The sequence below is a fragment of the Alteromonas sp. IB21 genome (assembly GCF_016405965.1).
In the GTDB taxonomy this organism is placed as follows: Bacteria; Pseudomonadota; Gammaproteobacteria; order Enterobacterales; family Alteromonadaceae; genus Alteromonas.
The window spans coordinates 62149-73444 of the sequence record NZ_JAEFCD010000025.1; the positions used below are offsets into that span (position 1 = coordinate 62149).

Below are 11296 nucleotides of genomic sequence, written 5' to 3' on the forward strand. Positions count from 1 at the left end.
ATAACGTTATACGCTAATCGTACATGACCAATCTAGCTATACTAACTTAGCCTTAATAGTAATCGTATGAAAAACGAAGACCAATAGTACGAGGCCTATTTGTTACTACCTTCGGCGTAAATTGCTGGGTATCAATATTTAAAATAGCACGCTCATCAAATACATTATCAATGTAGAGCTCGGCTTTCCAAACGTCATTTGTTACACCAACAGCAAGATTGGTTAAAATATACGACTCTTGCACGTAACGGCCGCCGCGGAACGTTTCACCATTTGAGTCGGCATACGTTACCCCTTCGAACACGCCAGCCTCTTGTTCAATCTTAAGACCTGAGCCTGTGCCATAAATAAGGGACGTTGCATCCTCCATTACGTAGGCATCCATAACCATGCCTGCCAACCGGTCGCCGGTATAGCTTACAGATCCATTAACATACCCACGCTTATCACCTTCTAGTTCAAAGAAATAACGCGCGTTGATGTTTCCAGAGAAATCCGCTGAGTATGGCAGCTTCGAACCTACACCTGCCGCAATACCCTCAAGCTCCGAGTTTACGCGAGTAAGTTCAGTATCTAACACACTAAATGCAGCATTAATGATTAGGTCGTCAGTGGCAAGCCACGTCATGTCAGCATCAATACCTTTAATCTCTGCATCACCCACATTATCAGTGAATACCAAGAATGAAATATTTGTAGGGTCGAAGCGCGACGTTTGCAGCTCTTCAATTTCAGAATAATAGGCCGTAGCGTTTACACGGAATTGGCCATCAAAAAAGTCACCTTTAAGACCCAATTCATAGTTATCCAGCGTATCCGTTGTGGAATATACAGGAATACGGAAGTTTTCGAATTTACCAGACTGGTTATTTGACAGACCACCACCAACGCGGTTAGTAACTGGTGGTCGGAATCCTTCTGAATAATTAGCAAACAATAAGATGTCTTTGTTAACCTTCCAGTCTAGCGAGAACTTAAAGATTGTGTCGTCAACGGTTAACACGCCGTTATCGTCAAGCAAATCTACCTCTAACTGCCCACTTTGAATAGCGGCGGCAACAGCTTTAGGGTCTAGACCAACGGCTGCAAGCTCATCGGGGTCTTGCGTACCAAATGCACGAATACGTCGCGTTACGTCAACAGTTGACGTTGAGCCTACGTAGATATCATCAATTTCATACCAACGGGCACCAATACTTGCAGTAACCGTGTCGGTAATATCGTATTCCAGCTGACCAAATACAGCGATTTGTTCAATGGTATGCGTAATATCGTTGATAAAGCTTACTTCAGAAGGGAAAGGGCCACCATCGCTGTTAATGCCTTCATTACCTACTAGGGTACGTTGAAGGTTATCAAAGCCAAATGTCGTCATTTCAGTGTTGGCAATCTTGAACTGACCTACTGTTGCTACCTCTTGTTCGTCATAAAACAATCCGGCAGTTACTCGCCATGGCGTATCCATGGTGGTGTTGAAACGTATCTCATGGGTATTACGGGTAGAAGACGTGTCTTCTTTATAGTATTTGGTTGGATCTAAACAGCGCTCATCAGCTGTGTTATCAGGCGTATCGTAGTGGTTACACACGTAATACGCAGAAAATAAACCGCCGTTTGTATACCCTGTGTAGTCTGCTAGCGTATCAATTTCACGGTCTAAGTAGCCACCGGTATATACAACGTTCAGCTTTTCTAAGCGTCCTTCAAGCGTCCACGTAGTTAAACCAAATTCGTCTTTGTTCTCTTCTTGTTGGAAACGTAGAGCAGAACTTTCACCTTCAAGTGTGGGGTCGTACGCAAATACACCCTCTGTATCTAACGTTTGCTGGGTGTGCTGTACAAGCAAGTCCCAGTTATCATTAAAATGATAAGACAGACCAAAACGTGCACCTGTATACATTGCATCATTGAAGTCTTCTTCTACCAATGCATCATTTTGTGGAGAAACGACTGCAGCTTCGGTATTAGAACTAATGTTCGGGTTGGTAATTCTGTTAGCATCCATGGCCACTGGATCAGCCAACGGCCCACCAGAAATACGATCAATAACCACGGCGCTTCCAATGTATCCGCCCTCGCCAGGCACATTCATTACATTGTCTATCCAGCCGCCTTGTTTATCGTTGTACGCAGCAACTCGAACAGCCAAGTCGTCGGTAAGCGGCATATTAAAATATGCTTGAACCGAGTTACTCATTTCACCGCCTTTGGTAAAGCCGATATTTGTATCAAAGCCTGTAGCAAAGCTCGTATGGTCGGGTTTGTTCGTAATTAAACGAATAGTACCCGCCTGAGAGCTTGCACCGAACAATGTGCCCTGTGGCCCAGGAAGTACCTCAACCCGCTGAACGTCAGTAGCGTAGACATCTAAATTACGCCCTGCCATGGAAACTGGCATTTCATCAAGGTAGAAAGCAACTGACGGTTGTAAGGCCTGTACAGACGACAACATGATATTAGATTGGGTTGTTGCGGCACCGCGAATGTAGATTTCATTCTGTCCCGGCCCGGTTCCTTGGAATACCACATTTGGTAAAAATTCAACATAGTCTTGGAAATTATCTATACCAAGATTTTCTAGTGCTTTACCGTTGAGCGCGGTAACTGCGACCGGAACGTCTTGTATAGATTCACTACGCTTAGTAGCGGTGACCTCTATTGTTTCGAGTTTAGCCGGCGCTTTTGATTCTTGCGCGGCCAGAGGAGTGGTAGCCAGTGCAGCGACAATTGCACAGCTAAGCTGAGTTTTTCGCATTTGTGTGTGTTTCCTTCATTAGTTTTTATTTTAACCAGTGTTTATTCAAAATACCTATCAAAAAGGTCTTATATTAAAATACACAACAGAATTATAATTACTACTCTAACTATTAATTTTTAATCCAATATCTTTAAAAGTTAGCATAAAGTATAGTTTTTGAAGCTTTTCATGCTCGATAAAGATGAAGCAAACGCCATCTGAAAAATAAATACATACAAAGCTAATTATTTCATTTGATGTTTATAAAAAATGCTCCATGCGGTATATTTCATCGTATTACTGATAATTACTATGAAAGGTGAAAGGAAATTACTGCGTGAGCGAAAACGAAAAGAAGTCCCCTCTCAACAAACCGGTGTTTTTAACATCGTCAGCATTAATCCTCTGTTTGCTGATTTTTGCTGCTGGCTCTCCGGAAACAGCGGATGCTCTCTTCCAACAATTGCAAAGTGTGATTGTGACCAATGGGAGTTGGTTTTACGTGTTTACTGTTGCAGTCATCGTGGTTTTCGTCGTCTTTTTGGGCATGTCTCGCTACGGTGAAATTAAGTTAGGTCCAGACCATGCCACGCCAGAATTCGGTTTTGGTACATGGCTTAGCATGCTGTTTGCTGCTGGCATGGGTATTGGCTTGATGTTTTTCGGTGTCGCAGAGCCGTTAATGCACTTTTTAGCACCTCCTACAGCGCAAGCAGAGAGTATTGACGCCGTACGTGAGGCGATGAAAACCACCTTTTTCCATTGGGGCGTTCACGCGTGGGCCATCTATGCAGTAGTAGCACTTATTTTAGGCTACTTCGCTTATCGTCAGAATTTACCATTGACGCTGCGCTCTGCCCTTTATCCTTTGATTGGCGATCGGATTTACGGCTGGCCTGGTCACGTTGTTGATATCTTTGCGGTAACGTCAACGGTATTTGGTGTATCTACCTCATTGGGCTTTGGCGCATCTCAGGTAAATGCAGGCTTCAACTACTTATTTGGACTGCCCTCAAATACCGGAGTGCAAATCGCTATCATGGCTGGCGTGGTGGGTCTAGCTGTAATTTCAGTTACTACGGGGCTAGAAAAAGGCATTCGCCGTTTATCAGAGACAAACATGATATTGGCGATAATATTACTTCTCATAGTCTTAGTATTGGGCCCCACAGTATTTTTACTCCAAGCCTTTATGCAAAATACAGGTGCCTACTTGTCCGATTTAGTTCGTAACACCTTCAACTTGTTTGCTTACGAAAAAACAGATTGGATCGGCGGTTGGACCATATTTTATTGGGGTTGGTGGTTAGCGTGGGCGCCATTTGTAGGGCTATTTATAGCGCGAATCTCTTACGGTCGAACTATCCGTGAGTTCGTACTGGGTGTGCTTCTAATTCCGTCGGCATTCACGCTTTTTTGGATGACAGTTTTCGGTAATGCCGCTATCGACCAAGTACTTGTTCAAGGCAAAGATGTACTGGCACAAATGGTTAACGAAGATACATCCGTGGCGCTTTTTGTGTTTTTAGAGCAGTTCCCGTTTTCTTCGGTACTGAGTTTTATCGCGGTTCTAATGGTAATTGTATTCTTTGTCACATCATGCGATTCAGGTGCAATGGTTGTAGATATGCTTTGCTCTCATGGTGAAAACAATACACCATTGTGGCAGCGTGTTTATTGGGCCGTGGGAGTAGGTGTAGTTAGTTCAGTACTACTTTACGCCGGTGGTCTAGGTGCGTTACAAACAATGACGATAGCTGCGGCTTTACCCTTCGCAATTGTGTTGCTTATCTCGATATTCGGGTTACTGAAAGCCTTGCGAGTAGAAGCCTACAAACGCGAGAGCTTACAAGTAATGGCAGGTACGCCTCAACATAGTGATTCGGACAAAAATTGGAAAGAACGCCTAGAGAATATCGTGTCTTTTCCTGATGAAAGTGCGGTTCGTCGTTACGTGAATAAAGTGGTTAAGCCGGCACTTACCGAAGTAGGTGACGAATTTAAAGCGCAGCAATTCGACATAAATATAGAAGATAAAGACGAGGCACTTGTCCTCACCGTTGATATGGGTAACGACCCCGAATTTGTCTACGCAGTTTATCTTGTGCCGACAGAACAGCCTGAGTTTGGACCCAGTGATACATCAGAACTAGACGAAAATAAAAAGGCGACGTACTATCGAGCCGAGGTGCATCTGTCTGAAGGCGGTCAAAACTATGATATTATGGGCTGGTCTAAGATTTCGGTCATTAATGACGTGATCGATCACTATCACAAGCACCAACATTTTATTCACTTGCTTAAGTAACCATAAGGTTACTTATTCGTTGGAAGTATAATGCGAAAAGAAGAAGAACTATTAGTAGCACTACGGCGCGTCATTCGCGCTGTAGATCTACGAAGCAAACAGCTAAGCAAGCATGTGGGTCTTACCGGCCCACAGCTTTTAGTCATGCAAAATATTGAAGAGCGTCCTGGCATCATGGTTCGTGAAATAGCGGAAAATATTAATTTAAGCCCCGCGACCATTACTAATATTTTAGACAGGCTAGAATCACGAGATTTGGCCACGCGCATCAGAAGTACGCAAGATAAACGTAAAGTTGGCGTTTATCTTACAGAAAGGGGTAAAGAAGCTGTTGTTGACGCCCCTCGCCCTCTTCAAGAGCATTTTGTTGAGCGTTTCTCCCAGCTTAAAGAGTGGGAACAAAGCCAGATGGTCGCTACCGTTCAACGAATAGCAAGTATGATGGACGCTGAGAATATTGATGCATCTCCGTTTTTGGAATTGGGAAGTATCTCGGAAAAAAATTAGCATGCATCACATTAAAAAAACGGCCTTCATTTCGAAGGCCATTTTTATTACTAAGTTTTAGCTATTAAGTAAATAAATTCACGACTTGGCTTTAAGCGGGTTTACCTTTCCACCTGTGATTTTATCTGCACGACCTTCTTCTTTTGCTTTTTCAGCGCGACGTTTTCGAATTTCCTTCGGGTCAGCAATAAGTGGGCGATAAATTTCAATTCGGTCACCGTCTGTCAAAATATCTCGCAGTTTTACAACTCTGCTCCAAATGCCCACTTTGGTCGCTTTTAAATCAATCTCAGGAAACTGCTCGATAATGTTTGACGCATTAATCGCCTCTTCAACAGTTGCATTTTCGTGAATAGCAACATCAACAATTGTTTGTTTCGTTGGCAGCGCGTATGCGACTTCTATGTTGATGAGTTTATTACTCATGCGTAGACACTCCTAGCCCGCTCAGTGAAAGCTGTCACCATACTACTCGCTAAGCTATTGAATACTTTACCAAACGCCATTTCTGCTAGCTTATTACTGAATTCGAACTCTAAATTAAGTTCGATTTTACAGGCTTCTTCAGAAAGTGCAGAGAAGGTCCAACCTCCGGTAAGTGAGCGGAACGGTCCGTCGACTAACTGCATTTGAATACTCTTTCCTGGCTCTAACACGTTGTGAGTGGTAAACCACTGCTTAATTCCCGCCTTGGCGACGAGCAAGGACGCCTTCATATTTTGGGCTGATGTGTCGAGAACTTTGCTGTCTGCGCAACCTGGCAAAAACTCGGGGTAGGAAGCTACATCGTTGACTAAGTTAAACATGGCTTCTGCGCTGTGTGCTACTAGCGCGCTTCTATGAATACTTGGCATTGATTCTACTATCGTTAAAACTCATCACGATATTGTATCACAGAAAAATTGCATAGCTTGTATTCGGTTTTGAACCAAATGCCCCAATATAAGATAACAATGACAACTAAAGACATTCCTTTGAACAATCAGTATAATAGCCAGCATGAAAAAGAATAAAGCCAACAAAAACACCACGGGAAATATCGCGCAGAACAAAAAAGCGCGTCACGATTATTTCCTAGAAGACAAGTTCGAAGCCGGACTTGAGCTTCAAGGGTGGGAAATTAAAAGTATTCGTGCCGGTAAGGTAAACATAACCGATGCGTACATTATCATCCAAAATGCCGAAGCGTATTTGGTGGGTTGCCGAATTAGTCCGCTAAATCAAGCATCTACACACGTTATCGCAGCACCAGAGCGGGCACGTAAGTTGCTGCTAAACAAACGTGAAATAGACCGTTTGATGGGTGCACGAGACCGCCAAGGTTATTCGATCGTTGCTACGTCTATGTATTGGAAAAAGTGTTGGGTGAAGCTAGAAATTCACTTAGCAAAAGGTAAGCACGCTCACGACAAACGTGACACCATAAAAGACAAAGACTGGCAACGCCAAAAAGAAAGAATGATGAAACACAGCGTTTAACGCTGTGTTTTTCATCTTGTCGCTTATAAAACCTAGTTGCCACTACAACTATTCAACGCTGTTAGCGAATAATCCGCGTACTCAATGTACTGAATTGAACTCCGTGACATTTACCCTACGTCTCGTTTAGTCATTTTCTTGCGATGAAGCATGTCGAGAATAAGACTCCACAGCGGCGAGGGGTTTCTAAGCGTAGTGAGGTTATTTCCTAATCGCCTTAACTGCCTGCGTACCATTGCCATATTGGCTAAGCTAGCGAGTGATTTATCTTTCCACGTACAATGAGGAATGATGCCCGAATAGGTCCATTCTTGCTGCCATTTTTTCGAAAGATCCGGCGTTATTGCTAACGCACTGGCTAACCCCACCAGCGCACAGCCCTGTTGTACAACCTTTTCTGCGACTTCCGCCCGTTTTATACCGCCTGTTGTCATAAGCGGTATATCAGTTTTGCTCTCTAAGACGTTGGCGAATTCTAAAAAATAAGCTTCTCTGGCCAGCGTAGTATCGTCGCGGGTTTGCCCCTGCATGGCCGGCGCTTCATAGCTGCCACCCGATAGCTCAACAACATCAACACCTAACGCCTCTAGCCGATTGACTACTTCACAGGCATCATCAAATGAAAAACCGTTCTTTTGAAAATCAGCAGAGTTAAGCTTTACCATAACAATGAAGTCTTTCGCGCACACCGCTCTCACCTGACTCACTATGTTTATCAGCAAGCGTGCGCGATTGATGATAGATCCGCCCCATTCGTCCTGACGCTGATTGGTAAGAGGCGATAAAAATTGCGTTAGCAGGTAACCGTGAGCCGCGTGAATTTCCACACCATCAAAGCCTGCTTTTTCAGCTTGCTTCGCTGTTTGAACAAAACGTTTGCAGACATCGTGAATATCTTGGCATGTCATTTCACGAGGCTGGGCAAACAATTTCGAATGTTTCCCCATATCAAGCGGTACGGCAGACGGTGCAATCGCTTTTCCGCGCATAGCCTTGAAGACTTGTCTTCCAGGGTGGTTAATTTGCATCACTGCTAGTGCACCGTTCGACTTAATAATTTTTGCCCATTTCTTAAATGGCGCAAGATCAGTATCTTTTTCAAGTGCAACGCCACCTGGTCCAGTCATAGCAGTTCTATCGACCATGACATTTCCAGTGATCACCATACCTAAATGGCCATGAGCCCAATACCGATAAAGAGAATAAAGTGACTCGCCGGGTATGTTTCCCTTGCTCGACATGTTTTCTTCCATGGCAGCTTTAACAAGTCGGTTTCTTACCGTTATGCCACAGGGCAAGGTATACGGAGAATACAATATAGAATCTGAAGACATTTACACTACAAGCCTTTTCATTATGCAGAGGTACTTTAATTGTTCTTGATGCTAATTGCATCCTTACTTAGTTATTTTTACCTTAAAAATTAACTCAATTAATCATACCTATAATAATCAAAATGCCTGCCTTATTACGCTTCTCTCTCTATTTTCATTGCCAGCACTTGAAAAATGACTAAAAGGCCACATCTCATTTAAAGCTCAGTGATAGACTGCGTTGATGTGAAACGTCTTCGTTTTAACAAAACCGTGTAACCTTTTGAAAAGATAAATGTTATTTTTGGTTGTTTTATGGCCAAACCCTTAAAATTTATAGCAATTTTCAAAAGAATGTATTTAACCACTCAGCAAATGTGCTATTATTGACAATCACACTCGGGGCTGATTAGGATTCGACAGGATCTAGGAAGCCGGAGGTGCATGCAGAGGAGCGGTTTGCCTCTTAAAAAGCCGCATTTAAATAGTCGCAAACGACGAAACATACGCACTAGCCGCTTAATAACCGGCATAGGCCCTTCCACCCTAGTCTTTTCCTGCTAGCGGGGATTCGGAAGGTCATCCAAGTAGGATAGCGAGGGAACCTTGTCTGAGGGTGAACCGCGAAATAGTATCAGGCCAGCTGCAAGGAAATCCTGTTTGTCGGAGTTCCAAGCAGTTAAATAAATGACAAACTAAGCATGTAGTACCAAAGGTAGACATTTTCTGGACGCGGGTTCAAATCCCGCCAGCTCCACCAATTCAATAAATTAAGACGTCCTATGACTAATGCCGATCAGTTAAGAAATATTTTAGCGATCGGTTGACCGATCTTTTATAGATGTAAAAATCCGATGAGCATTCGCCATCGGATTTTTTTATGGATATCAAAACAGCGTTAGATACTGCTTTCAATGCCAGTACCCAGTTTCACTCATTTGAAAAACTCTCAACTTTCTTAGACCCTTCAATTATCGACGAGGCCTTTGTTGAAGCAGGTGTTGCAACCGTTAGAAAACGTCGCTTACCGCTTGAGTCGGTAATGTGGTGTGTCATGGGAATGAGTCTTTTTAGGCAAGAATCAGTGTGGAATATTGCTACTAAGATGGATATTGCATTGCCCGGTAAAGCACCGCTCGTAGCGCCAAGCGCTATGGTTCAGGCGCGACAGCGCTTGGGAACTGAGGCAGTTAAACAGTCTTTTAAAAAGATGGCGGAACATTGGTATCAACAGAATAAATTCGAAACATGGAACGGCTTGAATTTACTTGGTGTCGATGGTGTCGTTTGGCGAACGTCAGATACCTCAGAGAACCGTGAAAAATATGGCTCTGGTAGCACACAATATGGTGATACAGCCTTTCCTCAGATTCGCATGGTCTGCCAGATGGAGCTGACAAGTCATCAACTTATAAACAGTACGTTCGATAAATATAAGTCTAACGAAATGGTGCTAGCAGAGCAGCTAATTGAAGATACGCCTAATAACTCGCTCACTATGTTTGACCGTGGCTTTTATTCGTTGGGCTTACTCCATCAATGGCATAGTGAGGGACAAGAAAGACACTGGATGATACCCGCCAGAAAAGACCTCCAGTTTGATGTATTAGAGAGCTATAGCCGTGTAGATAAACGGGTAAAACTAACAACCACATCTCAAGCGAGAAAGAAATTCCCCACACTTCCCAATGAGCTTGAAGCGCGATTAATTACAAAGAAAATTAAAGGAAAAGAGTGTCGAATGCTTACATCTCTTACCGATGTCATGCGTTATCCCAGTGACGAGATTGTAGACTTATACAGCCATCGTTGGGAAATTGAATTAGGATATCGAGAGATGAAGCAGACGCTACTGAATAGTGAATACACGCTTCGGAGTAAGCGGCCTGATATGGTTGAGCAGGAGTTATGGGGATTACTGCTGGCTTATAACCTGATACGAGTGGCAATGACTGAAGCTGCACTACGCAAAGGCATCTGGCCTAATCAGCTAAGCTTCAGCGGATGCTCAAGCGCAGTGGTTGCATTCCTTCTTACAACAGGGCTTACAAGCCCAGGGAAGCTGCCCGTGTTGTATGAAAATCTTATCAATCAACTCACTTACTACGAGCTACCGACACGGCGAGAGGACAGGTTATATCCGCGGTGTGTTAAATCCAAACCGAGTAAGTACCCCGCTAAAAAGAAAAATGCCAGTCAGCTTAACTGACTGGCATTAGTCCTATGACGTCTTTTTTTATGCCCACAGCAACGTAAAATCAATAACTTAGCGTATTTTAACGTTCAATGACTTCCTCTAGCTTCTTTGATCTTTAGGTACACCATTGGGTACACTACGCAAACTAGATGAAATTGGTGTACCCATTATGGCAAAAGTTACTACACGGCTATCTGATAAAGAAATCAAATCTGCAAAGCCAAGCGAAAAAGAATATAACCTGTTTGATGGTGATGGCCTGCGACTTCGTATTAAGCCAAATGGTTCTAAAAATTGGATATTTAATTACTACAGACCTACCAGCCGTAAAAGAGCTAATCTCAGTCTAGGTAAGTACCCTGACCTATCACTAGCGAATGCTCGTAAAGCGACGCTTGAAGCAAACGAGTTACTTGCCCAAGGCATTGACCCTCAAGAAGAGCGAAAGCGTCAGCAGCAGGAATACAAGTCTGTCCACCAGCATACTTTTAGTAACGTAGCTAAAGAGTGGTTTGAAATTAAAAAGGACGATATTACACCTGACTACGCCGTTGATATCTGGCGTTCTTTAGAACTACACATATTCCCTTCAATATCGAAAGTTCCGGTCAGTGCTATTACTGCCCCTCAAATTATCGACTTACTTAAGCCAATTGAGGCTAAAGGAAGTTTAGAAACAGTAAAACGCCTATCACAGCGCCTGCGTATTTCGGTGAATCCGATCGGTCGTTTCGGTTTTATCCGATCACTTTTTC

9 protein-coding genes and 1 other RNA gene are annotated in these 11296 nt (G+C 43.4%); 6 read left to right on the plus strand and 4 right to left on the minus strand.

Features of this window, described 5'->3' with window-relative positions:
- Positions 1–52 precede the first annotated feature (52 nt).
- Positions 53–2755, minus strand: coding sequence for a TonB-dependent receptor (locus JC525_RS15730; protein ID WP_198816673.1), 2703 nt, complete (start codon positions 2753–2755; stop codon positions 53–55).
- A gap of 319 nt (positions 2756–3074) precedes the next feature.
- On the opposite strand from JC525_RS15730, the gene JC525_RS15735 reads away from it, so the two are divergent.
- Both JC525_RS15735 and JC525_RS15740 read left to right on the plus strand, forming a co-directional pair.
- Positions 3075–5045 (plus strand): BCCT family transporter, encoded by a 1971-nt coding sequence (locus JC525_RS15735; RefSeq protein WP_198816674.1) that lies wholly within the window; start codon positions 3075–3077, stop codon positions 5043–5045.
- A 30-nt stretch (positions 5046–5075) separates the two neighbouring features.
- Complete coding sequence (locus JC525_RS15740; protein WP_198816675.1) at positions 5076–5552, plus strand: MarR family winged helix-turn-helix transcriptional regulator; 477 nt, start codon at positions 5076–5078, stop codon at positions 5550–5552.
- Positions 5553–5630: 78 nt separating this feature from the next.
- Here JC525_RS15740 and JC525_RS15745 read toward each other — a convergent pair whose 3' ends face one another.
- Positions 5631–5978: an RnfH family protein gene (locus tag JC525_RS15745; protein WP_198816676.1), complete on the minus strand. Its 348-nt coding sequence runs from the start codon at positions 5976–5978 to the stop codon at positions 5631–5633.
- Positions 5975–6406: a type II toxin-antitoxin system RatA family toxin gene (locus JC525_RS15750; RefSeq protein ID WP_198816677.1), complete on the minus strand. Its 432-nt coding sequence runs from the start codon at positions 6404–6406 to the stop codon at positions 5975–5977. Before JC525_RS15750 ends, JC525_RS15745 begins: the two co-directional genes overlap by 4 nt.
- A gap of 145 nt (positions 6407–6551) precedes the next feature.
- Between JC525_RS15750 and smpB the strand changes: the two genes are divergently transcribed.
- Complete coding sequence (smpB, locus tag JC525_RS15755) at positions 6552–7031, plus strand: SsrA-binding protein SmpB (protein WP_014949307.1); 480 nt, start codon at positions 6552–6554, stop codon at positions 7029–7031.
- A gap of 110 nt (positions 7032–7141) precedes the next feature.
- On the opposite strand, the gene JC525_RS15760 is transcribed toward smpB, so the two are convergent.
- Complete coding sequence (locus tag JC525_RS15760; protein ID WP_198816678.1) at positions 7142–8365, minus strand: NADH:flavin oxidoreductase/NADH oxidase family protein; 1224 nt, start codon at positions 8363–8365, stop codon at positions 7142–7144.
- A gap of 380 nt (positions 8366–8745) precedes the next feature.
- Between JC525_RS15760 and ssrA the strand changes: the two genes are divergently transcribed.
- From ssrA to JC525_RS15775, 3 genes are all read left to right on the plus strand, one after another.
- Positions 8746–9104: a transfer-messenger RNA gene (gene ssrA / locus JC525_RS15765) on the plus strand.
- 120 nt (positions 9105–9224) lie between these two features.
- Complete coding sequence (locus JC525_RS15770; protein ID WP_198816679.1) at positions 9225–10553, plus strand: IS4 family transposase; 1329 nt, start codon at positions 9225–9227, stop codon at positions 10551–10553.
- A gap of 115 nt (positions 10554–10668) precedes the next feature.
- The coding region (locus tag JC525_RS15775; protein WP_233095237.1) for an integrase arm-type DNA-binding domain-containing protein at positions 10669–11296 on the plus strand (628 nt) is incomplete at its 3' end.

Bases quoted from the DNA above. Each gene is read 5' to 3' on its own strand.
- JC525_RS15730 (WP_198816673.1), bottom strand. From the start codon at position 2,755: ATGCGAAAAACTCAGCTTAGCTGTGCAATTGTCGCTGCACTGGCTACC.
- JC525_RS15740 (WP_198816675.1), top strand. From the start codon at position 5,076: ATGCGAAAAGAAGAAGAACTATTAGTAGCACTACGGCGCGTCATTCGC.
- JC525_RS15745 (WP_198816676.1), bottom strand. From the start codon at position 5,978: ATGAGTAATAAACTCATCAACATAGAAGTCGCATACGCGCTGCCAACG.
- JC525_RS15750 (WP_198816677.1), bottom strand. From the start codon at position 6,406: ATGCCAAGTATTCATAGAAGCGCGCTAGTAGCACACAGCGCAGAAGCC.
- smpB (WP_014949307.1), top strand. From the start codon at position 6,552: ATGAAAAAGAATAAAGCCAACAAAAACACCACGGGAAATATCGCGCAG.
- JC525_RS15760 (WP_198816678.1), bottom strand. From the start codon at position 8,365: ATGTCTTCAGATTCTATATTGTATTCTCCGTATACCTTGCCCTGTGGC.
- JC525_RS15770 (WP_198816679.1), top strand. From the start codon at position 9,225: ATGGATATCAAAACAGCGTTAGATACTGCTTTCAATGCCAGTACCCAG.